A 24,624-nucleotide genomic window follows, 5' to 3' on the forward strand; every position below is an offset into this window, starting at 1 on the left:
TTGTGGCGCTACGTTCGTCCGGCACCGGCCCGAAGCGCGTAATTTGCACTTCCGCGCGCCATTCGCTGCTTATTCCTTCTGATGAAACCCACGCATCTCGCCACCGGCTTCCTGCTCACGCTGGGCCTGCTCAACGCCTGCCAAACCACCAAGCCCGCCGCCACCACCGCCGCTCCCGTTGTGATGAAACCCATCTGGCAATCCGACGCTTACACCCTGTATCCCGACCGCGTGGTGCAGGGCCAGCACGAAGGCCGCGCCCTCTCGGCCACGCAGCTGACTTCCAACTACGTGAGCCCGGTGAACGACCGGCTGAGTCCGCGCATCGAGTTCAAGTTCAGTATCAATGGTAAGGATAATGAGATGGCCCCCGGCCTGAACCACCTGCTACTGGCCGTGCCCCGGCCCAGCGGCGCAGCAATCGAAACGCCGCCCATCGTGTTCGGCCAGCGCTACGAGGATAAAACGCCGGTAGCTGCCAACCAATACCTCGACCCGAGTACGCCGGTACGCATCCGGCTCGACATGCGGCCGGTGCTGGCAGCGTTCAAAAAGGACGGCTACTTCACCACCTTCAAGGGCGATAAAATCTACCAGCAGGACTTCAAGCACGTGTACGTGGCCGGCGGCACGGCTCCGCTGAGCTGGGATTTCGACAACCTCACCAACAAGCCCGAGTTGGAATTGAAGGATGCCGACGGTGACGGCATTTACGAAGCCACCCTCACGTTGAACCAGCCGGCCGCGGCCAAAACCACCGCCACCAGCTGGCAGAAAAGCGTGAATACCGCCGACTTTCCGCAGTACAGCTCCGATTATCCGTTGGCCGATGCGCTCTACAACCTGGCCCTGGAAGAAGCCCGCCGGGCCGTGGAGCCCGACAGCACCTTCCGAACCGGCAAGGAGTGGGCGGGCGTCTGGACGCGCGACGTGAGCTACAGCATTATTCTGGCGCAGGCCAGCCTGCAGCCCAAGGTGGCCATGAACAGCCTGCTGCGCAAGGTGAGTGCCGACGGCCGCATCATTCAGGACACCGGCACCGGCGGGGCCTACCCGTGCTCGACCGACCGCATGATTTGGGCCGTGGCGGCCTGGGAAATCTACCAGGCTACCGGCGACCTGGCCTGGCTGCGCAAGGTGTTCCCCATCATTAAGCAAAGCATTTCTGATGACGTGCAGAACGCCTACGACCAGAAAACGGGTTTGGTGCGCGGCGAGTCGTCGTTTCTGGACTGGCGCGAGCAAACCTACCCGCGCTGGATGCAGCCGGTGGACATTTACCAGAGCGAAAACCTGGGCACCAACGCCGTGCACTACCAGGCCAACGTGGTGCTGGCCCAGATGGCTGCCCGCCTGAGCCAGCCCGGCCAGGCCGCCCTCTACAAGCGCCAGGCCGAGGCCATCAAGTTCGGCATCAACGAGCATCTGTGGCAGGCCGATAAGGGCTACTACGGCCAGTACCTGTACGGGCGCACGGCGCTGTCATTGTCGCCTAAAGCCGAAGCGCTGGGCGAGGGCCTGTGCGTGCTGTTCGGCATTGCCGAAGGCGAGCGGGCCCAAACCGTGGTGAGCAAAACCCCTGTCACGCCCTACGGCATTCCGTGCATCTACCCCCAGATTCCGGGCATCCCGCCTTACCACAACGATGCCGTGTGGCCCTTCGTGCAGAGCTATTGGGCGTTGGCGGGGGCCAAGGCTGGTAACGAGGCTTCGGTGATGGAAAGCATGGCCGCCATCTACCGGCCGGCGGCGCTGTTTCTCACCAACAAGGAAAACTTCGTGGCCCGCAACGGCGACTTCGCCGGCACCCAGATTAATTCCTCGAACATGCTCTGGAGCCTCTCGGGCAGCCTGAGCCTAGTATACAAGGTGCTGTTTGGCATGCAGTACCAGGGCGAGCGGCTGGTGTTCCGGCCCTTCGTGCCCACGGCCTTCGCCGGGCACCGCCGCCTGGAGGGCTTCCGCTACCGCCGCGCCGTGCTTGATATTGAAATGGACGGTAGCGGCAGTACCATCGGCAGCATCACGATGGACGGTGCGCCGCTGCCCGACGCGGCCGTATCGGGCGCGCTCACGGGCCGCCACGCCATCAAAATCACGCTCATCGCTCCCGAGGTGGCAATGGCTCCGGCGCCCGCATCCGTAGCCCGCGTGGCCAACCGCACCTCACCCGAAACGCCGGCCGTGACATTTGCCAACGGCCGCCTGCGCTGGGCCGCCGTGGAAGGGGCCGACGAGTATCTGGTGCTCAAAAATGGCAAGCTGGCTACTACCGTCCGCGAAACCGAATACGCCGTGCCGGCCGAAGGCTTTGCTGCCTGGCAGGTAGTGGCCGTGGACGATGCCAGCCGCGAGTCCTTCGCCTCAGAGCTGCTGGAGCTGGGCCGCGAAGCCAGCGGCGGCCAGCAGGTGCAGCTCGAAACCGTGGCCGGCAAGTCCTCATTGCCTTACAAGGGGTTCACCAGCAAGGGTTTTGTCGAAACCTCGACTACCAAAAACACCACGCTCACCATCCCCGTCACCGTGGCCGAGGCGGGCCTCTACGCACTCGATTTCCGCTACGCCAACGGCAACGGCCCCATCAACACCAACAACAAGTGCGCGATTCGTACGCTGCGGCACGGCCCCGAACTGCTGGGCACCGTGGTGCTGCCCCAGCGCGGCGTGGAGGAGTGGAGCAACTGGGGCTTCTCGAACCCCATTCTCGTGCGTCTCGACAAGGGCACTACCCGCCTTGTACTGGCCTACGAGCCTGCCAATCAGAACATGAACATCGCCGTGAACCAGGCCATGCTCGACTACCTGCGCGTGCGCCGGCTAGAGTAAATATTTATTTCAATAGGGGGGTATCAGCCTGGGAGCGGCTAATGTAGTTTTGCCAGTGATGTGCGCATAAGTCAATTTTAACATACTTTATTCGTCTTTTCTGCAAGAAAACATGCCCGCCAACCAGCCCCCGTTTCTGGACCCTGCCAGCAAGATTGACCAACCCACCTTTGACGCGTACAGCGCCAACTGGCTGAAAATTGTGAGTGAAGGCGGCGAGCAAGCCGCCCTGGATGCCTGTTTCAACATGCCCGACACGGGCTCGGCTGCCGTTGCCCGGCTGATAGCTGTCAGTTTCACGGTGGCGCAGATTATGGAAGTGCTTTCGGCCCCGGGCATTGCCCAGGTGAGGGCCCGTTTCGTGGTGAACCCCGAGAAGAAAGCGCCTAATTTCGCCCTGGTCCTCTATGCCGTCGATGCGCAGGGGCGTCGCCAGACGTCGTATTATCTATCGGACTACCAGTCGGGAATGGAATTCCATCCCCCCATCGTCGACGTGGAGCTGCCCGATACGTTGCGCCAGCACTGGGTGAGCAACTGGGCCGATACCAAAAAATTCCCCCTTTCGCGCCAGCTGTTTGCCACCAGCTACGGCCCGTTGCAGGGTTTCAATTTCAGCCTGAGCGATTTTATGCAGCCGCTCATGCGCATCAGCAAAGACGACGAGAACCTGTCGGTGCTGCTGGGGCTGCACACCTTTTTCGGCCCTAGCCCCGACGGCGAAGCCGTTATGACGACGTTTGGCCTGATGGTGCAAACCCCCGTGAGCGCCGGGACGGCTGATATAGACGACCCCTCGTATGACGTGGCCGCGCCCAGCCCACCGGCTCCCTAATGTATTGGCCACGCCACGCCCATGAACACGGCATTATTCTGGTTCAGCCTGACGGAGCGGCTGTCGTTTGGGATGTTGGTGCTGGTGGGCATCGTGGGCGGGTGGCGGTACCGGCAGCTAGAGCCCGCGCTGCGCTGCGTGGTCTGGCTGGTATGGTTTGGCATTGCCATGGAAACGGCCACCCACGTGCTGCTTTTCCAGCACAAGCCCAACCTGTGGCTGATGCCGGCCGATGCCCTGGGCGAAGTGGCGCTGTTGTCGTGGGCCTATAGCCGGGCGCTGGGCTCACCGGGCTTCAGCCGGTGGCAGCCGTGGATAGCCGGGAGCTTTGCCGTGTACGTAGCGCTCAGCAGCGGCCTGGCCCCGGAAATGGCCCGGTTCAAGCCCGGCATCCTGCTCACCGGCTGCCTGCTGGAGCTGGCCATGGTGGGGCTGTATTTCCGAAAGCTGCTCAACGAGTTGCGGGTGCCGAGCCTCGCACAGGAGCCCATGTTCTGGGTGTCGACAGGCGTGCTGCTCTATGGGCTTAGCAAATTGTTTATCTCGCTGTTTAGCAACTACATGCTGGAGCATTATTCGCGGCAGCTCAGCCTGATGGTTTGGACAATTCATGGCCTGCTAACTATCGTGCTGTACTTGTGCTATCTTCGGGCTATATGGCTGCGCCCGCAGAAATAACATTCGCCCCCCTGCTGCTGGGCGGCATTGGCCTGATGGTGCTGGTGGCGGGGGCTTTCGTGTGGTTTGTGGTGAGCTACCAGCAGCGCCTCTACCGCCAGCAGCTGGTGCAGCGGGCAGCCGAATCGGCCCACCAGCAGGCGCTGCTGGCGGCCGTTATCGAAGCGCAGGAGGCCGAGCGCGCGCGCATCGGCCGCGATTTGCACGACGACGTGGCTTCTTCCGTGGCCATGGCCCAAATGCTGGTGGAGCGCCTGGCCGTGCCCGACCCGGCCGACGACCCGGCGGCCCTTTTTGCCGTGGCCCGCGAGGTGCTGGCGGCCGCCGTGGCCGACGTGCGCAGCACTTCGCACCAGCTCTACCCCGCCAGCCTGGCCCGGGTGGGCCTGGTAAAGGCCCTGGAGCGCTTGGCCGACCTCAGCCGCCATTCCGAAAACCTGAACGTGCAGTTCGAAGCGCACTACCCGCACACCCTGCCGCCCGCCGCCGAGCTCGCTCTCTACCGCATTTGCCAGGAGCTGGTACACAACGCCCTCAAACACGCGCACGGGGCCCGGGTTCTGCGCATCGGCTTGCGCCAGGAAAGCGCCCGGCTGGTACTGGCGGTAGAAGACGATGGCTGCGGGTTTGTGCCGGAGCAGCCCGGGGCCGCCGCGCTGGCCGGCGCCGGGGTGGGCCTGCGCAGCATTGGTGCGCGCGTGCAGCTGCTGGGGGCGCGGCTGGTGCAGCGCACCGCGCCCGGTCAGGGCACGCGTACGCAGGTCGAGCTCGACCACGCCGTGCCGGAAAAGTAGCTGCCGTGCCAACGTTCCCGGCAACGATTGCACAAATAAAACGCACTTAAATGGCCGTTTGAGGCGGCTTTCACGGTTGCTGGGGGGTAATATTGTTGGGGCCCGCCACGCGGCCGGCCCGCCTTTCGCCACCGACTTAACGGGCTTTGATGCTGATGAAAACAAGTGCCACGCTGCTGCTGGCGGGCCTCACGGCGCTGCTGGCCACGGCTTTCCGGCCGGCCGCCGCGCCGCCCACCCAGATTTTCCTGGTCGGCGACTCCACGATGTCGGAAAAAGCCGATTTAAACAAGCCCGAGCGTGGCTGGGGCATGGAGTTCGGCCAGTATTTCGACAACGGCGTGGTGATTCGCAACACCGCCGTGAACGGGCGCAGCACCAAAAGCTACTACCGCGAAGGCCGCTGGACCAAGGTGCTGCAAGACCTGAAGCCCGGCGACTGGGTATTCATCCAGTTCGGCCACAACGACTCCAAAACGGAAGACAGCGTGCGCTCGGCCCCGGCCCAGACGCTGTACCGCCAGCTCCTCACCAAGTTCGTGCTTGAAGCCAAGGCCAAGGGCGCCAACCCGGTGCTGCTTACGCCGGTGGGCCGCCGCTACTTCGACGACGCCGGCAAGCGCAAGGACGACCACGGCGAATACCCTGGCGTGGTGCGCGAAGTAGCCAAAACCCAGAAAGTGCCCCTGATTGACCTGCACGAGCAAAGCTGGGCGATGTACTCGGCGCTGGGCGAGGCCGGCACCCGGCCGCTGTTCTGGAGCTACCAGAACGGCTACTACCAGGAAAACCCCGTGCCGCCCGCCAAAAACGACAACACGCACTTCTCGGAATACGGCGCCACCCGCGTGGCGCAGCTCGTGGCCCAGGACGTGCAGGCCCAGCACCTCGGGCTGGCCAGCCACCTGCGCCCGGCCGCCTACGCCGGCAAGCTCGCCGCCGACCTGCCCGTGGTGCTGCAAACCGCTTTCAAAAAGGATACCTTTAACCTGACCAAATACGGCGGTGTGGCCGACGGCCAGACCCTGAACACCGAGGCCTTCCGCAAAGCCATTGCGGCCTGCGCGGTGGGCGGCGGCACGGTGCTGGTGCCGCGCGGCCTGTGGCTCACGGGACCTATCGAATTGAAAAGCAACGTGAACCTGCACCTGGCCACCGGCGCGCTCGTGCAGTTTACGGCCGACCGCAGCCAGTACCCGCTCATCAAAACCACTTGGGAAGGGGAGGACGCCATTCGCAGCCAAGCCCCGATTTCGGGCGTGGGCCTCACCAACATTGCCATCACCGGCAACGGCACGTTTGATGGGGCCGGCGACGCGTGGCGACCCGTGAAAAAGAACAAGCTCAACGAAACGCAGTGGCAGAAGCTGGTGGCCTCGGGTGGCGTGCTGAGTGAGAAAAAGGACTATTGGTATCCTTCGGCCAGCTCGCTGAAGGGCAACCAGCTGGCCGCCGCTGGCACCCCGCGCAAAAGCCTCGATGTGACGGCCTTCGATGACATTCGCGACTTCCTGCGGCCCAACATGCTCAGCCTCACCCGCTGCAAGCAGATTCTGCTGGAGGATTTCGTAATTCAGAATTCACCGGCCTGGACCATCCACCCGTTGCTGTGCGAAAACCTGACCGTGCGCCGCGTGACGGCCCGCAACCCCTGGTACGGCCAGAATACCGATGCCATCGACGTGGAATCGTGCCGTAACGGTCTGATTGAGGGCTGCACGTTTGACGTGGGCGACGACGGCCTGTGCATCAAATCGGGCCGCGACGCCGAAGGCCGCCGGCGCGGCGTGCCCACCGAGAACTTCATCATCCGCGACTGCCGGGTGTACCACGCCCACGGCGGCTTCGTGATTGGCTCGGAGATGTCGGGCGGCGTGCGCAACCTCTACGTGAGCAACTGCACCTTCATGGGCACCGACGTGGGCCTGCGCTTCAAAACGGCCCGCGGCCGCGGCGGCGTGGTCGAGAACATTTTCGTGGATGGCATCGACATGACCGACATTGCCGGCGAGGCCGTGCTGTTCGACATGTACTACGCCGCCAAAGACCCCGTGCCGCTGGCCGGCGAAAGCACCGCGCCGCCCGTCATTGCCGCGCAGCCGCTGAACGAAGGCACGCCGCAGTTCAAGGGCTTCCGCATTTCGAACATCACCTGCAAGGGCGCCACCACCGGCATTCTGGTGCGCGGCCTGCCCGAAATGAGCATCAAGGACATCAGCATCGAAAACGCCGTTATCGAAAGCAAAAAGGGCCTTGTGTGCCAGGAAGCCGAGAACATTCGCCTCAAAAACGTGACGCTGCTCTCAGCTGAAACCACGCCCGTACTGGAAGTGCAGAACAGCCACAACATTGCCCTTGACGGCATCCGCTATGCCGATGGGGCCGAGCTGCTGCTGCGCGTGACGGGTGACCGCAGCAAGGACATTCGCCTGACGAATACCGACACGAAGAAAGCCAAGCGCGGCGTGGAGCTGGGCCCGAAAATGGCGAAAAAGACCGTGACGCTGGCCACGCGGTAGTTGTTTCACGCAGTGTTTCGCGGTGTTAAAAGCGCAGTGTTCCGCAGTGTCGTCCAACGGTTCACTGCGAGACACTGCGCTTTAACACCGCGAAACACTGCGTGAAATCTTTTTGAAAATCCTATGAAACGACTCTTCCTGCCGCTGCTGGTGCTACTGGCCGAAACCGCCTCGGCTCAAACCCCGGCCCCCTACTCGCAGCGCATGGCCGATGCCTTCATCAGCTGGCATCCGGATTCCATCGTCATCGGCTCGCGTAAAACCGCGCGCTGGGACTATGAGCAGGGCCTGATGCTGAAGGCCTTGGAGCGCGTGTGGCAGCGCACCGGCGAGGCAAAATATTTCACATACATCCAGAAAGACCTCGACCAGTACGTGCAGAAGGACGGCAGCATCCGCACCTACAAGCCCGACGACTACCTGCTCGACAACGTGACCACTGGCCACGCCGTGCTGCTGCTGGCCCAGGTGTCGGGCCCGAACCAGGACAAGTACATCAAGGCCGCGCAGCTGCTGCGCAAGCAGCTCGATACCCAGCCGCGCACCAACGAGGGCGGCTTCTGGCACAAGAAAATCTACCCCAACCAGATGTGGCTCGATGGCCTGTACATGGCCGAGCCGTTCTACGCCGAGTACAGCCGCTTATTCAGCCAGCCCGCCGGCCTGGAGGACGTGGCCAAGCAGTTTGCGCTGGTCGAAAAGCACCTCGTGGACGCCAAAACCGGCCTGCTCTACCACGGCTACGACGAAAGCCGCGAGCAGGCCTGGGCCAACAAATCCACCGGCCAGAGCCCCAATTTCTGGGACCGCGGCATTGGCTGGTACGCCATGGCGCTGGTCGATGTGCTCGACTACTTCCCCGAAAACCATCCGCAGCGGCCCGTGCTCGTCAAGGCCCTGCAACGTTTGGCCCCCGCGCTGGCGAAGTACCAGGACCCCAAAACCGGCACCTGGAGCCTGGTGATGGCCCAGGAAGCCCGCAAGGGCAACTACGCCGAAGCCTCGGGCAGCAGCATGTTCGTGTATGCGCTGGCTAAGGGTGTGCGCCTCGGCTACCTCGATAAAAAGTACGCCGCCGTGGCCCGCAAAGGCTACGACGGCCTGCTGAAAACCTTCGTGACCACGGAAGCCAACGGCGCGCTGGCCTTCAACGGCACCGTGAGCGTGGGCGGTCTCGGCGGCAAGCCCTACCGCGACGGCAGCTACGAATACTACCTCACCGAGCCGCTGCGCAAGAACGATTTGAAGGGCGTGGGCCCGTTCATTCTGGCCAGCACGGAAATGGAAATTGCTGCTGAGGACGCTCTCGGCCAGGGCAAAACCGTAGGGCTCGACTACTACTTCAACCACGAAACCCGCAAAAGCACCTTCACCGGCCAGCCCGAGCAGTGGCACTACACCTGGGAGGAGCGAACCCACGGCGGCTTCTGGCTCTGGGGCAACCAGCTGCGCGAGTTGGGCGCGCGCACCGTGGCCGTGCCCGCCGCGCCCACGGCCGCCAACCTCAAGCCGCTAAGTGTGTACGTCATCGTCGACCCCGACACGCGCAAGGAATCGCCCGCGCCCAACTACATCCAGCCCGCTGATAGCAAGATGATTACCGAGTGGGTGCGTGGCGGTGGCACCCTGGTGCTGCTGGCCAACGACACGGCCAACTGCGAAATCAAGCACTTCAATGAGCTGGCTAAAAATTTCGGCGTGCAGTTCACCGCCCAGAGCGTGAACATGGTGCAGGGCAGTCAATTCGAGCAGGGCCGAGTGGACTTAACCTCGGGCAAAGCCGTGTTCAAAAATGCCACTTCCGCCTACATCAAAGAGCTAGCGGTGCTGAGCGTGGCGGCCCCCGCCCAGCCGCTGGTCTCCAATAATGGCAAAATCATCATGGCCACGGCGCGGCTGGGCAAGGGCAAGGTTTTCGTGCTCGGCGACCCGTGGCTGTACAACGAGTACGTAGACGGCCGCAAGATTCCGGCTTCGTTTCAGAACTTCCAGGCCGGCAAGGATTTGGGCCGCTGGCTGCTGGGGAAGTAACGCACGGTTACGTTTGTCATGCTAAACGCAGTGAAGCACCTTATCACGCCAGAACAAGTCGTTCCAACGTGATAAGGTGCTTCACTGCGTTCAGCATGACAGTACTGCCCCTATATCTATTGCAAACAACTACAGCCCAATCCGGAAATCTGCTTCGGCCCGTACCGGCGGCGCCGACGACTCGCGCACCAGCAGCGTGGTGGGCAGTTTCACGGTGGCCGGGGGCGAGGCTTTCTGCTTGCGCTCGATGAGCTCGATGAGGCGTTCGGCGGCCAGCTGGCCGATTTCCTGCGCCGGCTGCGTTACGGTGCTGAGGGGCGGATTCAGCATTTCGGCGGCGGGCAGATTGGTGAAGCCGATAAGCGAAATATCCTCCGGAATGCGGATACCGCGCTTGCGCAGCGCCGTGAGGCAGCCCAGCGCCAACCGGTCGCTGGCCGTGAAGAAGGCGTCGGGGCGCGGCTCCTGCGCCAGCAGCTGCTCCACCAGCTCGTCGGCCTCGTCGGGGCCGAAGGTGCCGTAGCGCACCAGGTTTTCATCGAAGGCCACGCCGTACTGCTCCAGGGCAGCGCGGTAGCCGGCCAGGCGCTCCTGCGTGATGCTGAGGTAGGGTGGAATGGTGAGGTGGGCAATGCGCCGCCGGCCGGTTTGCAGCAGGTGCGAGGTGGCCGCGTAGGCCCCGCCGAAGTTGTCGGCCACTACCTGCGTCACGGGCAGGTCGGGCGCCACGCGGTCGAACAGCACCAGCGGCACGCCTTGCGCGTGCAGGGCGTGCAGGTGGGCCACGTCGGAGGTTTCGCTGGATAGGGAGAGGAGCAGGCCGTCGACGCGGCGGGCTACGGCCTGCTGCACGTTGGCCATTTCGCGCTCGTAGCTCTCGTGCGTCTGGAAAATGATGACGTGGTAGCCCCGGTTGTAGGCAATGGCCTCGATGCCGTTGATGGCCTGCGAGAAGAAGTTGTTGGCAATCTGCGGCACGATAACCGCGAGCGCCTTGCTGCTGCTGCCCTTCAGACTGAGGGCGATGGGGTTGGGGCGGTAGTTAAGGCGCTCGGCGTACTCCATCACCAGCCGCTTGGTTTCGGGGCTGATTTCGTAGCTGTCGCGCAAGGCCCGCGACACGGTCGAGGTCGACAGGTTCAGCGCGCGGGCAATGTCTTTGATGGTAACGGGGTCCAAGCGACTTTCTTTCTAAAGTTCAATAAACGGCAACTAACTGGCCGGGGTTAGGTGAGTGCCGACTAACGGCCCGTAAGGTACTGCAACGGGCTTAAATAGCCCCGCGAATGCTCGCCGGGCGCAACGTGACATCGTTCCCGGCAACGATTGCACAAAAAAACATTGTCCAACTCTTGCTTTCGGCCGGCGCTGCCCGGAACCTTTAACTAGCCAACCGCTCCACAAGAGTAGGAAATATCTGGCTAATTCCCGCTTAAAGTCCTAGCTCACCGTTCCGCTTATGGCCTCGCTTCCCGCTCTTTTCAGTCTCGCCGGTCAGCGCGCCCTCGTCACGGGTGCTGACCGCGGCATTGGCCAGGCCATGGCCATTGCGCTGGCCGAAGCCGGAGCCGACATCATCGGCGTGTCGCGCAGCCTGCCGGCTGGCGGCGAAACCGAAACCGCCGTGCACGCCCTGGGCCGCGGCTTCCGCGCCTACCGCGCCGACTTGGGTGATGCTGCTCAACTCAAAGCCTTCATTAACGAAGTGCAGGCTGACTTCCCCGTTATTGACATTCTGGTTAACAACGCCGGCATCATCCGCCGCGCGCCGGCCGCCGAGCATTCCGACGAAGATTGGGACGCCGTGCTGAGCGTGAACCTCGATGCGCCGTTCCGGCTGGCCCGCGCTTTGGGCGGTGAGATGCTGAAGCGCGGACGCGGCAAAATCATTTTCACGGCTTCGCTGCTCACGTTTCAGGGCGGCCTCAACGTGCCGGGCTACGCGGCCAGCAAAGGCGCCATCGGCTCGCTGGTGAAGGCGCTGGCCAACGAGTGGGCCGGCCGGGGCGTGAACGTGAATGCCATCGCGCCGGGCTACGTGGCTACTGACAACACTGCTGCATTGCGCCAGGATGCCGAGCGCAGTGCTGCCATCCTCGCGCGCATTCCGGCCGGCCGCTGGGCCGAGGCCGACGATTTTAAAGGTCCGGCTGTGTTTCTGGCCTCGGCCGCCTCGGACTACGTGCACGGCACCATCCTCACCGTCGATGGCGGCTGGATGGGGAGATGAAGGGTTGAGTTTTGAGGGTTGAGTGTTGAATTAAAATCTCATTCAATTCTGGCAAAATCAAATCCGATAACTCAACTCTCAACATTCAAAACTCAACCCTTCCATGACTCAGCGCTTTGCCATTGGCCCCCGCGAAACTGCTACGCTCGATACGAGCGGGCTGCGGGCGCATTTCCTGATTGAGAACATCTTCACGGCGGGCGAAATCGAGTTGACTTACACGCATTACGACCGCATGATTGTGGGCGGCGCGCAGCCCACCGGTGCCGCCCTAGCGCTGCCCTGCCCCGAGTCGCTGAAGGCCAACTTCTTTTTGGAGCGCCGCGAGCTGGGCGCACTGAACGTGGGCGGCGCCGGCACCGTGACGGTGGACGGCACGGTGTACGAGCTGGGCACCCAAGATTGCCTGTATGTGGGCATGGGCTCGAAAGACGTGCGCTTCGCCAGTGCCGACGCGGCCAACCCGGCCAAGTTTTACCTGCTGTCGGCCCCGGCGCACGCGGTGCATCCCACCACCCGCCGCACCCAGGCCGAGGCCACGCCCGTGCAGATGGGCGCGGCCGAAACGGCCAACGTGCGCACCATCTACAAATACATCTACGCCGAGGGAATTCAAAGCTGCCAGCTGGTGATGGGCCTCACGCAGCTGGCCCCCGGCAACGTGTGGAACACCATGCCGAGCCACACCCACGACCGGCGCATGGAAGCCTACCTCTACTTCAACCTGCCCGCCGGGCAGCGGGTGCTGCACCTGCTGGGCGAGCCCACCGAAACCCGTCCGCTGTGGGTGAGCAACGAGCAGGCGATACTGTCGCCGCCGTGGTCCATTCACACGGGCTGTGGCTCGGCCGCCTACGCCTTTATCTGGGGCATGGCCGGCGAGAACCGCGAATACACCGATATGGACGCCGTGCCCCTGGAGGCCCTGCGCTAATTGATTAGTTGTCAGTTGCTCGTTGTCAGTTGTTTGTCTTTGATGCCCTGACAATGACGCTTTGCTAAACGGGCTGATAACTGACAACCAGCAACTAACAACTAACAACTAAATAAAACTCCCACCCAACACTCCATTCAACCCATGAAAAAACATTTTCTCCTGCTCTGGCTGCTGCTCCTGGGGAGCATTGGGCTGGCGGCGGCACAAAGCCGTCAGGTTCAGGGCGTCGTGAAATCGGATACGGGCGAGGCGCTGCCCGGCGTGACGGTGCTCGTGGAGGGCACCACCGTGGGCGCTTCGACCGGCGTGAACGGCGACTACACGCTGACGCTGCCCGCCACCGTGAACAACCCCACGCTGCGTTTCAGCTTCGTGGGCTACGCCACGAAGGCCGTGACGGTGGGCTCGCAAACGACCATCAACGTGACGCTGGCCACGGATAACAAGCAGCTCGACGACGTGGTGGTAATTGGCTACCAGACGGTAGAGCGCCGCGACGTGACGGGCTCGGTGTCGTCGGTAGGGGCGAAGCAGCTGAAGGACATTCCGGTGAACTCGGCCGCCGAGGCCCTGACCGGCCGCCTAGCGGGCGTGCAGCTCACCTCGTCGGAAGGCACGCCGGGCAACACCAGCGTGCAGGTGCGCGTGCGCGGCGGCGGCTCCATCACGCAGGACAACTCGCCGCTGTACGTGGTGGACGGTGTGCAGGTGGAAAACGCCCTAGGCGTGATTGCCCCGCAGGACATTCAGTCGGTGGACGTGCTGAAGGATGCTTCAGCCACGGCCATCTACGGCGCGCGCGGCGCCAACGGCGTGGTAATTATCACGACCAAAAGCGGACGCGAAGGCCGCACGGCCATCAGCTACAACGGGTTTGCGGGCTTCCGCGAAATCAGCAAGAAGCTGAGCGTGATGGGCCCGGCCGATTACCTCGACTGGGAATACGAGCGCGCCCAGCTCACGGGCTCGACGGCCGGCCTGTCGGGCGGCACGGGCACGTTCAAGAGCGTGTTTGGCAGCAACAACTTCACCAGCGACACCCTGGCCCGCCTGCGCAACTCGCCCAACCAGGACTGGCAGCAGCAGGTGTTTGGTCGCCGCGCCTTCCAGCAAACCCACAACGTGTCGGTGAGCGGCGGCGGCAAGTCCACCACCTACGCCCTGAGCCTGACCAGCAACAAGGAGGACGGCATTCAGCTGGGCTCGAGCTACGACCGCAAGCTGATTAACTTCCGCCTCGACACCAAGGCCACCGACCGCCTGCGCCTGGGCGTGAACGTGCGCTTCAACGACCAGACCAACATGGGCGCGGGCACCGGCGCGGCGCTGGGCACCAGCAGCATCGGCCAGACGGTAAACACGGGCTCGAGCGTGACTTCGCGCCTGCGCAATGCCGTGCAGTACGTGCCCTTTAACCTGCCCAACTCGGCCGGCGTGGACCCCACCGCCAACTTCGACCCCGACTTCTTCACCAACTCCAGCCTGATTAACCCGGTGCTGGCCATCAACAACGAGTACCGGGCCGACAAGCGCCGCACGTTCAACATGGGCGGCACGGTGGCCTTCAACATCACCAACAGCCTGATTTTCCGCTCGACGGGTGGCTTCGACCTGACGTATGGCGACCTGAGCACCTTCAACGGCCTGTACTCGCCCACCATCCGGCAGGCAGCCGGCGGCTACCAGAACCTGCCGTTTGTGACCGTAACCAACGGCGTGACCACCACGCTGAACAACTCGAACGTGCTCGACTACACGTTTAAGAAAGACAAGCACGTGCTGAACGTGCTGCTGGGCGAAGAAGCCTACCAGCAGCGCACCACCCAGCAGTTTGTGCAGGTGAACTTCCTGCCGGCCGACATCACCGCCGAGCGCGCCCTGGCCAACATCAACCAGGCCGTGCTGCCGGTGGGCACGGTGGCCCAGCCGGTGCTGCCCCAAACGGCCATTCCGGTTGATTACACGCTGCTTTCGGGCTTTGGCCGAATCAACTACTCCTACGACGATAAGTACCTGCTGACCCTGACGGCCCGCCAGGACAACTCGTCGAAGTTTAAGTCGGCCTACCGGGCCGGCATTTTCCCCGGTGCTTCGGCGGCTTGGCGCATTTCGCGTGAGAACTTCTTCGAGCCCTACGCCAACACGGTGAGCGACCTGAAGCTGCGCCTGAGCTACGGCCAGGCCGGCAACAACCGCGTGCCCGATTTCCTGACCGACCAGCTGTTTCAGGCCGGCAACGTGAGCTACGCCCTGAACCACGTGACCACGCCCGCCACCTCGACCTCGGTGCTGGCCAACCCCAAGCTGAAGTGGGAAGTCACAACCACCCGCAACATCGGCCTCGACCTGGGCCTGTTCAACAACCGGGTAACGTTTACGGCCGATGCGTACTACAACACGACCAACGACCTGCTGATTCCGCAGCCCATTCCGGCGTTCCTGGGCTACACCAGCCAGTTCCGCAACATCGGCTCGACCTCGAACCGCGGCCTGGAACTGCAGCTGAGCAGCACCATCATCCAGACGCCCGACTTCACGTGGTCGGCCACGGCCAACGCCGCCTTCAACCGCGGCCGGATTGAGTCGCTTGGCGACGGGCTGAACGAGATTCCGAGCATTCAGTCGGGCTGGGCCGGCACCGCGCTGTCGGGCCCCGATTTTGTGGCCCGCGTGGGCGCGCCGGTGGGCCAGATGTTCGGCTACATCACCGACGGCTACTACACGGCCAACGATTTCGAAACCTATAACTACGCCACCCGCACCGGCGTGCTGAAGAAGGACGTGCCCAACAACGCCAGCATCACGGGCTCGCCGGTGTCCATCGGCAGCATCAAGCTGAAAGATGTGGACGGCGTGCGCGACGCCAACGGCGCTCTGAACATCACGGAAACCGACAAAACGATTATCGGCAACGCCAACCCCAAAGTGGTGGGCGGCCTCAACCAGCAGTTCACTTACAAGGGCTTCGACGCCAGCGTGTTCCTGAACTTCGTGCTGGGCAACGACATCTACAACGCCAACAAGATTGAGTTCACCACCAGCACGGCCAACACCTCCTACGCCAACCTGCTGAGCGAGATGACCAACCGCGTGCGCTACATCGACGAGCGGGGCGCGCTGATTACCGACCAGGCCACCTTCGAGCGCGTGAACGCCAACGCCAGCATCTGGAGCCCCGTGCGCGGCAACTACTTCCTGCACTCCTACGCCGTGGAGAACGGCTCGTTCCTGCGCGTGAACAACATCACGTTCGGCTACTCGCTGCCCAAGTCGGTGATTAGCCGGGTGAAGGCCTCGCAGCTGCGCTTCTACGTGACGCTCAACAACCTGTACACCTTCACCAAGTACTCGGGCTACGACCCGGAGGTGAACACGCGCCGCGGCACCCCGCTCACGCCGGGCGTCGACTACGCCGCCTACCCGCGCAGCCGGGCCTTCCTGTTCGGCATCAACCTGGGCCTGTAAGCCCGCTGTTGCCTTCATCTATTCCCACCCGCGTTTAGCCTTCTTCTTGTCATGAAAGCGTTTTCCTTATTCTCTCGTTATCGCGCGGCCACGGCTGCCCTGCTGCTGGTTGCCGGCGCCGGGCTGGTGTCGTCGTGCAAAGACTACCTCGACGTGGAGCCGACGGCCCTCACCACCACGGCGGCCCAGTTCAGCACCGTGAGCGGCGCCACCAGCGCCGTGCTTGGGGCCTACGACCCGCTCTCGGGCGACAACACTTACGGCACCCGCCTGAGCATGTACTACCCCTACGACACCGACGAGCTGATTGGCTCGTCGGGCACGTTCGACACGGGCCGCCGGGGCATTGCCCGCTACAAGGCTTTTTCGAGCAACACCGAAATCATCAACCCCTGGAACAACCTGTACCAGGGCGTGGAGCGCGCCAACATCTGCATCGCCAACATTCCCACGATGGCGCTCTACACCACCGGCAGCAGCGCCGATACCGCCGCCCTGCACCGCCTCTACGGCGAGTCGCTGGCGCTGCGGGCGCAGTATTACTACGAGCTGATTCGGAACTGGGGCGACGTGCCGGCGCAGTTTACGCCCACCGCGCCCGAGCAGAATTTCCGCCTGCCCAACTCTGACCGCAACCAGACCCTGACCAAGCTGATTGCCGACCTGCTGATTGCCGAAAAGCTGGTGCCCTGGCGCTCGCAGGCCGGCCTGGGCAATGAGCGCATCACCAAAGCTGGCGTGAAAGCCCTGCGTGCGCGCCTGGCGTTGCAGCGCGGCGGCTACGCGCTGAAGGACCGCACGATGACCCGCGCCAGCGACTACCTCGACTACTACGCCATTGCCCGCCAGGAGTGCGCCGACATCATGGCCCGCCGCACTGAGCACACTCTGAACCCCAGCTTCACGGACCTGTGGCGCGGGGTGAACGAACAGCGCCGCGACGTGGCCAACGAAATCCTGTTTGAAGTGGGCATGGCCGGCTCTTCGGCCACCGGCGACTCGAAGCTGGGCTACTACAACGGCCCGCGCCTGAACGCCTCGACCGTGTACGGCTCGACGCAGGGCGCCGTGACCGTGGTGCCGACCTACTTCTACGCCTTCGATTCGCTCGACGTGCGCCGCGACGTGACCATCGCGCCCTACCAGATTCCGGCCAACAACAACCAGGCGGGCGTGGCCCTGAACACGATTTACGACGGCAAATTCCGCCGCGACTGGCACAACCCGCCGCTGCCCGGCACCAACAACTACCTGGGCTACAACTGGCCCATCATCCGCTTCGCCGACGTGCTGCTGATGTTTGCCGAGGCGGATAATGAAATCACCAGTGCCCCCTCGGCCGCGGCCGTGAACGCGCTGAAAGAAGTACGCACCCGCGGCTTCGGCGGCAACGCCACCCGCGCCGCGCTGGGCCTGAACACGGCCACCAAGGCCGACCTGTTCAACGCCATCGTGAACGAGCGGTTGCTGGAGTTCGGCTCGGAAGGCATTCGCAAGTACGACCTGCTGCGCTGGAACCTGCTCGAGACGAAAATTACCCAGACCAAGGCTGCCCTGAACCTGCTGCGCACCAACGCCGCTCCGTACCAGAACGTGCCGCAGTACCAGTTCTACCGCGTGGTGAACGGCCAGGTGCAGTGGGCCCGCTCGTTCTACCGCCCTTCTCCCGCCGCCACACCCGCCGGCACCACCCGCGTGAACTGGCGTCAGTCCATCGATGCGGCCTACGTTTCGAACCTGCAGCCCAGCGGTACCAGCGTCACCATCGGCACCACCACCACCATCAGCGCCGGCAACGGCATGGCCGCCGAATACATCCCCGGCCAGGGCAAGGAGTTGCTCCCCATCCCGCAAACCACCCTGGACACCGACCCCGCCCTGAAGCAGAACTCGGGCTACTAAGCTGCCCAGACGTGGGGCCTCACCCCCGGCCCCTCTCCGATGGAGAGGGGAGCCTGACGATTTCATTAAAAGTGCCCGCCGTGGCTCCCCTCTCCATCGGAGAGGGGCCGGGGGTGAGGCGCAACGCTAGAACAACTCAATACCATGAAGCTGCCCTTGTTGCTCCTGTTGCTGGCCACGGGCCTAAGCGAGGTGGGACTTAGCCCAACCCTGCCGCCGGCAACGCCGGAGCGTGGCGCGGGGAACCTGGCCGCTGGCCGGGTTCCCCAGGCCGCGCCCCTCACCGATAGCACCGCCGATAAGATGCTCGTGTTTCAGCGCAGCATCGGCGGCTGGCCCAAGGCGGTGGGCAGCAAGAAAGTCGACTACAAGCACCCGTTGAACGCCGCTGAGCGCGTCGCCACCCTGGCCGACAAAGGCCGGACCGACGCGACCATCGACAACAACGCCACCACCCGCGAAATCGCCTACCTGGCCAAAGCCTACCAGACGACCAACAACGCCGCCTACCGCCAGGCCGCCGAAACCGGCATCCGCTACCTGCTGAAAATGCAGTACGCCAACGGCGGCTTCCCGCAGTATTACCCCGATTTCAGCAACTACCGCCACCAGATTACCTACAACGACAACGCCATGGTGCGGGCGCTGGAGGTGCTGCGCGACGTGGCCAAGCAGAAAGCGCCCTATGTGGGTCTCGATGCCGCTTTGGCCCTGCAGGCCCAGGCAGCGGTGGCCCGCGGCGTGCAGTGCATGCTGAAAACGCAGTACGTGCGCGGCGGCCACCCCACGGCCTGGTGCGCCCAGTACGACGAAAAAACCCTGCAACCCGCCAAAGCCCGCGCCTTCGAGCTGGCCTCGTTGAGCGGGGATGAGTCGGTGGACATTGTGCGCTTCCTGATGGGAATCGAGCAGCCCAGCGCCGCCGAGAAACAGGCCGTGGAATGCGCCATCGACTGGTTTCAGAAGGTGAAGCTGACCAACACCACCGTGCAGGAAGTAACCGACCCGCAAACCCACAAAGTGCTCGACCGCAAGCTGGTGCCCCAGGCCGGTGCTACGGTCTGGGCCCGGTTCTACGAGTTGAATACCGACCGGCCCATTTTCGTGGGCCGCGACAGCCAGGTGCATTACCAACTGGCCGACATCGAAATCGAGCGCCGCGCCGGCTACCTCTACGCCGGCACCTGGCCCGAAAAGCTCCTCACCAAAGATTTTCCGGCCTGGCAGAAACGCCTGAGCGCTGCGCACAAGTAGCCGCGTTTCGCCTCGCCCCAACAACCGCCTATTCAGTTCCAGCCTCAATGGACACGCTAACTAAATCATTGGCCCTGAACGCGCCCGCCGGCCCGGTGGCCTGGCCCGCGCCTGCGCTGTTCGAGCTGCCCGAAAAGGTGCTGCAGTTCGGCACTGGCGTGCTGCTGCGCGGCCTGCCCGATTTCCAGATTGACCAGGCCAACCGCCAGGGCGTCTTCAACGGCCGCATTGTGGTGGTGAAGAGCACCGACGGCGGCGACGCCAGTGCCTTCGAGCGCCAAAACAACCTCTACACGGTGTGCGTGCGCGGCGTCGACGACGGCCGGCCAGTAGAGGGAAACGTGGTGTGCGCCAGCATCAGCCGCGTACTCTCGGCCAAAAGCCAGTGGGCCGAAGTACTGCAGGTGGCCGCCAGCCCCGACTTGCAAGTGGTGATGTCGAACACCACCGAGGTCGGTATTCAGCTCGTCACGGAGGACATTCAGCTCATGCCGCCGGCTTCGTTTCCGGGCAAGCTGCTGGCCGTGCTGCACGCCCGCTTTAAGGCGTTTGATGGTGATGTGAGCAAGGGCCTCGTCATTGTGCCTACCGAGCTGATTCCCGATAACGGCCGCAAGCTCGAAGGCATTGTGCTGGAGCTGGCCCACCGCAACGAGCTTGGCCCCGAATTCATCGACTGGCTCGAAACCGCCAACCACTTTTGCAATACGCTGGTCGACCGCATCGTGCCCGGCCGCCCCGAGCCCGATGCCTACGCCGCTCTGCAGGCCGAGCTGGGCTATCAGGATGAGCTGCTGACCATGGCCGAGGCCTACGCGCTGTGGGCTATTGAGGGCGACGAGCACGTGCGCGAGGTGCTCTCGTTTCATGCCGCCGCGCAGGGCGTCATCATCCGCCCCGACATCACGCTCTTCCGCGAGCTGAAGTTGCGCCTGCTCAACGGCACGCACACGCTCAGCTACGCCCTGGCCCATTTGATGGGCTGCGTGACGGTGCGCGAGTCGCTCGAAAACGAGCACATGGCCCGCTTCATTCACAACCTGATGCTGGCCGATTTGCTGCCCGGCATCCCATTTTCGGTGGACGAAAAGGTGGGTCAGCGTTTCGGCATGCAGGTGCTCGACCGTTTCCGCAACCCCTACCTGGAGCACCGCTGGCTGGCCATTGCCGTGCAGGGCACCGCCAAAATGCAGCTGCGCAACGTGCCCACGCTGCTGCACTACTATCAGCAGCACCAGGCCGTGCCGCACTACGTGGCGCTCGGCTTTGCGGCCTACCTGCGCTTCATGCGCAACGTGGGCGGCCAGGGCGAGGCCAACGGCCAGCCCTACCAAATTCAGGATGACCGTGCCGGCTACTTTGCCGACCTCTGGGCCCACCACACGCCCGCCGAGTTGGTGCCCGCCGCCCTGCACAACGCCGCCCTCTGGGGCCAGGACCTGTCGCGCCTGCCCGGCTTTGCCGCCAGCGTCACGCACTACCTGCAGCAGCTGCTGGGCGAAGGCGCATCGGCCACGCTGGCCGCGTTTTTCGCCCGTAAAACGGTGGCAGTCGGCACTTGAAAACCGTCTGTCATCCTGAGCGGAGCGAAGGACCTTATCACTACCGAACGGTTTGCAGTAATATCAGATGATGCATCCGTGATAAGGTCCTTCGCTGCGCTCAGGATGACAGACGAAACCTAACTACTCCCTACACTAAATATTCTATCCCCGTGAAACACCAAGTAGCCCGCATTCACCCCGCCGACAACGTGCTCGTGGCCCTGCTGGACCTGCCCATCGGTACCGAAGTGCCCTGGGACAACGGGTTCATCATTACCACCGAAGCCATTCCGGCCAAGCACAAGCTCGCGCCCCTGGGCCTGAGCGCCGGCCAGCCCGTGACGATGTACGGCGTACTCGTGGGCACCGCTCGTGAAGCTATTCGCCCCGGCGGCCGCCTCACCACGGCCAACATTCAGCACGCCACCAACTCCTACGACGAGCACGCCCACCAGCGTGCCACCTGGCAGGCGCCCGACGTGAGCGCCTGGCAGGACCGCACCTTCCAGGGCTACCACCGGGCCGATGGCCGCGTGGGTACCGCCAACTACTGGCTCGTTATTCCGCTGGTTTTCTGCGAAAACCGCAACATCCAGGTGCTGCAGGATGCTTTAATAACTGACCTCGGCTATGGCCGCCGCAAGAGCTACCAGCCCGAAACCCGCAAGCTGCTGGAGCTAATGCAGGCCGGCAAGTCGGTCGAAGAAATCCTGAGTGCCGACCTCGAAGCCGGCGAAAACACCGCCCGCCACACCCGCCCGTTCCCGAACGTGGACGGCATTCGCTTCCTCAGCCACGAGGGCGGCTGCGGCGGCATCCGGCAGGATGCGCAGACGCTGTGCGGCCTGCTGGCCGGCTACATCACGCACCCCAACGTGGCCGGTGCCACCGTGCTTAGCCTGGGTTGCCAGAATGCCCAGGCCAGCATGTTGCAGGAGGAAATTGCCAAGCGCGACCCGAATTTCAGCAAGCCGCTTTACATCCTCGACCAGCAGAAGCTCGGAACCGAGGAAACCCTCATCAGCACTGCGCTGCGCCAGACTTTTGCCGGGCTGATGCTGGCCAACCAGGCCCGTCGCGAGCCCGCGCCGCTCAAGGCCCTGAACATCGGGCTGGAGTGCGGTGGCTCCGATGGCTTCTCTGGCATTTCGGCCAACCCCGCCCTGGGCCACGTTTCGGACCTGCTGGTGGCGCTGGGCGGTTCGGTTATCCTGGCCGAATTCCCGGAGTTGTGCGGCGTGGAGCAGGAGTTGGTAGACCGCAGCGTGGACCAACCCACTGCCGAGCGGTTCAGCAGCCTGATGAAGGCCTACGGCGACTCGGCCGTGGCCGTGGGTTCGGGCTTCGACATGAACCCCTCGCCCGGCAACATCCGCGACGGCCTGATTACCGACGCCATGAAATCGGCCGGCGCGGCCCGCAAGGGCGGCTCGTCGCCGGTGGTGGCGGTGCTCGATTACCCGGAGCTGGTAACCAAGCCCGGCCTCAACCTGCTCTGCACGCCCGGCAACGACGTGGAATCAACCACGGCCGAAGTGGGGTCGGGGGCTAATATCGTCCTCTTCACCACCGGCCTGGGCACGCCCACTGGCAACCCCATCGCGCCCGTCATCAAAGTAGCTAGCAACACGGCTCTGGCCCGCCGCATGCCCGACATCATCGACGTGAACACCGGAACGGTGATTGACGGCGAGGAAACCATCGAGCAGGCCGGCGAGCGCATTCTCGACTACGTCATTCGCGTAGCCAGTGGCGAGGAGGAAATTGCTGCCGTCCGCCATGACCAGACCGATTTTATCCCCTGGAAGCGTGGGGTGAGTTTGTAGTAGGGGAAAGAAGTAGGTAACAAAAAACAGAACGTCATGCAGAGCGCAGCGAAGGACCTTATCACGGTTGAACGAGCCGTTTTAACAAGCAATTGCACCGCCGACGTGATAAGGTCCTTCGCTGCGCTCAGGATGACAGACGACTCCCGCCTATCACAACCGTTTTCGCATAGCTACCGCAAGCGTTTGCGTAAATAAAACCCGCCCGAAACCCGGTTTTTGTAACCATAGGGCCTGTTTCAGCCGCTACCTTCGGCATCTGGCCGATACTTAGTCTATCCGATTTTTCGCCTCGTCATTCGCGCTACTTATGAAGCCTTTTCTGTCCGACGATTTCCTGCTCCAAACCGACACGGCCCGCGTGCTCTACCACGAGTACGCGAAGCAGATGCCCATTATTGACTACCACAACCACCTGCTGCCCGACCAGATTGCGGAGGACAAGCAGTTCGACAACATCACCCAAATCTGGCTCTACGGCGACCATTACAAGTGGCGCGCCATGCGGGCCAACGGCGTGCCCGAGCGCTACATCACCGGCGACGCCTCCGACTGGGAGAAGTTTGAGAAATGGGCCGAAACCGTGCCCTATACCCTGCGCAACCCTCTGTACCACTGGACGCACCTGGAGCTGCGCCGCTACTTCGGCATCACCGAGCTGCTGAACAAGGACAGCGCCCGCCGCATCTACGACGAGTGCAGCGCCAAATTGCAGACGCCCGAATACTCGGTGCGCAACTTGCTGAAGATGATGCAGGTGGAAACCCTCTGCACCACCGACGACCCCGCCGACTCGCTCGAACACCACCAGGCCATTGCTGCTTCGGGTTTCGCCACCGCCGTGCTGCCCACCTTCCGCGCTGACAAGGCGATGGCCGTGGACGATGCCGCCACCTACAGCGCCTACCTCGACAAGCTGGGCGCCGTGGCCGAAGTGGAAATCCGCACGCTGGCCGACCTGGAAACGGCCCTGCGCCGCCGCCACGACTTCTTCGCCAGTCTCGGCTGCCGCTTGTCGGACCACGGGCTGGAGCAGATTTACGCGGCGCCCTACACGCCGGAGGAAGTGGCGGCCAGCTTCGCCAAAATCCGCGGCGGCAGCGAATTGACGGCTTCGGAGAACACGCAGCTGAAATCGGCCCTGCTGGTGCTGCTGGCCGAAATGGACTGGGAAAAGGGCTGGACGCAGCAGTACCACCTCGGCGCGCTGCGCAACAACAACTCGCGCATGCTCCGCGAGCTGGGACCCGACACGGGCTGGGACAGCATCGGCGACTTTTCGCAGGGCCGCGCCCTCTCCACCTTCCTCGACCGGCTCGACGGGCAGAACAAGCTCGCCAAAACCATCATCTATAACCTGAACCCGGCCGACAACGAGCTCATCGCCACGATGATTGGCAACTTCAACGACGGCTCGGTGGCGGGCAAGGTGCAGTTCGGCTCCGGCTGGTGGTTCCTCGACCAGAAGGACGGCATGGAGAAGCAGCTCAACGCACTGAGCAACATGGGCCTGCTCTCGCGCTTCGTGGGCATGCTCACGGATTCGCGTAGCTTCCTCTCGTACCCGCGTCACGAGTATTTCCGCCGCGTGCTGTGCAACCTGCTGGGCAATGACGTGGAAAACGGCGAGCTGCCGGCCGATATGGAATTGCTCGGCGGCATGGTGCAGAACATCTGCTACGGCAACGCGAAGGCGTATTTCGGCTTCGGCCAGGTAGCGAAAGAAACACCTGCCGCTGCCGTGGCTGGTTGAGTTTTTAGAACGTCATGCAGAGCGCAGCGA

Annotated in this window: 15 protein-coding genes; 14 read left to right on the forward strand and 1 reads right to left on the reverse strand. The window is 63.3% G+C overall.

The genetic code is table 11. The features are described from left to right. Window positions 1-81: 81 nt before the first annotated feature. From MON38_RS16930 to MON38_RS16955, 6 genes are all read left to right on the forward strand, one after another. Window positions 82-2,826, forward strand: a complete 2,745-nt coding sequence (locus MON38_RS16930) for an alpha-L-rhamnosidase-related protein (protein WP_241937330.1) — start codon at window positions 82-84, stop codon at window positions 2,824-2,826. A 112-nt stretch (window positions 2,827-2,938) separates the two neighbouring features. Then, a complete protein-coding gene (locus MON38_RS16935; RefSeq protein ID WP_241937331.1) occupies window positions 2,939-3,661 on the forward strand; it encodes a hypothetical protein in 723 nt (240 codons plus the stop codon). A gap of 21 nt (window positions 3,662-3,682) precedes the next feature. After that, window positions 3,683-4,339 carry a hypothetical protein gene (locus tag MON38_RS16940; RefSeq protein ID WP_241937332.1) on the forward strand — a complete coding sequence of 219 codons (657 nt, stop codon included), beginning with the start codon at window positions 3,683-3,685 and terminating at the stop codon, window positions 4,337-4,339. Continuing rightward, a complete protein-coding gene (locus MON38_RS16945) occupies window positions 4,318-5,133 on the forward strand; it encodes a sensor histidine kinase (protein WP_241937333.1) in 816 nt (271 codons plus the stop codon). Before MON38_RS16940 ends, MON38_RS16945 begins: the two co-directional genes overlap by 22 nt. Window positions 5,134-5,288: 155 nt before the next feature. Beyond that, on the forward strand, window positions 5,289-7,652 hold the full coding sequence (locus MON38_RS16950; protein WP_241937334.1) for a glycosyl hydrolase family 28 protein: 2,364 nt from the start codon (window positions 5,289-5,291) through the stop codon (window positions 7,650-7,652). A gap of 123 nt (window positions 7,653-7,775) precedes the next feature. Further along, entirely contained in the window at window positions 7,776-9,683 is a 1,908-nt protein-coding gene (locus MON38_RS16955; RefSeq protein ID WP_241937335.1) for a glycoside hydrolase family 88/105 protein, read from the forward strand. A gap of 129 nt (window positions 9,684-9,812) precedes the next feature. Here MON38_RS16955 and MON38_RS16960 read toward each other — a convergent pair whose 3' ends face one another. After that, window positions 9,813-10,862 (reverse strand): LacI family DNA-binding transcriptional regulator, encoded by a 1,050-nt coding sequence (locus MON38_RS16960; RefSeq protein WP_241937336.1) that lies wholly within the window; start codon window positions 10,860-10,862, stop codon window positions 9,813-9,815. Window positions 10,863-11,142: 280 nt separating this feature from the next. Here MON38_RS16960 and MON38_RS16965 point away from each other — a divergent pair, with 280 nt between their 5' ends. From MON38_RS16965 to uxaC, 8 genes are all read left to right on the forward strand, one after another. Next, complete coding sequence (locus MON38_RS16965) at window positions 11,143-11,913, forward strand: SDR family oxidoreductase (protein WP_241937337.1); 771 nt, start codon at window positions 11,143-11,145, stop codon at window positions 11,911-11,913. Between the two features lie 103 nt (window positions 11,914-12,016). Beyond that, the gene (gene kduI / locus MON38_RS16970; protein ID WP_241937338.1) at window positions 12,017-12,847 is read left to right on the forward strand and encodes a 5-dehydro-4-deoxy-D-glucuronate isomerase; all 831 of its coding nucleotides are present in this window, start codon (window positions 12,017-12,019) and stop codon (window positions 12,845-12,847) included. A gap of 144 nt (window positions 12,848-12,991) precedes the next feature. Beyond that, entirely contained in the window at window positions 12,992-16,315 is a 3,324-nt protein-coding gene (locus MON38_RS16975; protein ID WP_241937339.1) for a SusC/RagA family TonB-linked outer membrane protein, read from the forward strand. A 51-nt stretch (window positions 16,316-16,366) separates the two neighbouring features. Beyond that, window positions 16,367-18,217 (forward strand): RagB/SusD family nutrient uptake outer membrane protein, encoded by a 1,851-nt coding sequence (locus MON38_RS16980; RefSeq protein ID WP_241937340.1) that lies wholly within the window; start codon window positions 16,367-16,369, stop codon window positions 18,215-18,217. 144 nt (window positions 18,218-18,361) lie between these two features. Continuing rightward, on the forward strand, window positions 18,362-19,471 hold the full coding sequence (pelA, locus tag MON38_RS16985; protein WP_241937341.1) for a pectate lyase: 1,110 nt from the start codon (window positions 18,362-18,364) through the stop codon (window positions 19,469-19,471). A gap of 47 nt (window positions 19,472-19,518) precedes the next feature. After that, window positions 19,519-21,033, forward strand: coding sequence for a tagaturonate reductase (locus MON38_RS16990; RefSeq protein ID WP_241937342.1), 1,515 nt, complete (start codon window positions 19,519-19,521; stop codon window positions 21,031-21,033). Window positions 21,034-21,185: 152 nt separating this feature from the next. Continuing rightward, entirely contained in the window at window positions 21,186-22,841 is a 1,656-nt protein-coding gene (locus tag MON38_RS16995) for a UxaA family hydrolase (protein ID WP_241937343.1), read from the forward strand. Window positions 22,842-23,151: 310 nt separating this feature from the next. Continuing rightward, window positions 23,152-24,594 (forward strand): glucuronate isomerase, encoded by a 1,443-nt coding sequence (gene uxaC, locus MON38_RS17000; RefSeq protein WP_241937344.1) that lies wholly within the window; start codon window positions 23,152-23,154, stop codon window positions 24,592-24,594. The last annotated feature ends 30 nt before the right edge of the window (window positions 24,595-24,624 follow it).

The organism is Hymenobacter cyanobacteriorum, assembly GCF_022631375.1.
Taxonomy (GTDB): domain Bacteria; phylum Bacteroidota; class Bacteroidia; order Cytophagales; family Hymenobacteraceae; genus Hymenobacter; species Hymenobacter cyanobacteriorum.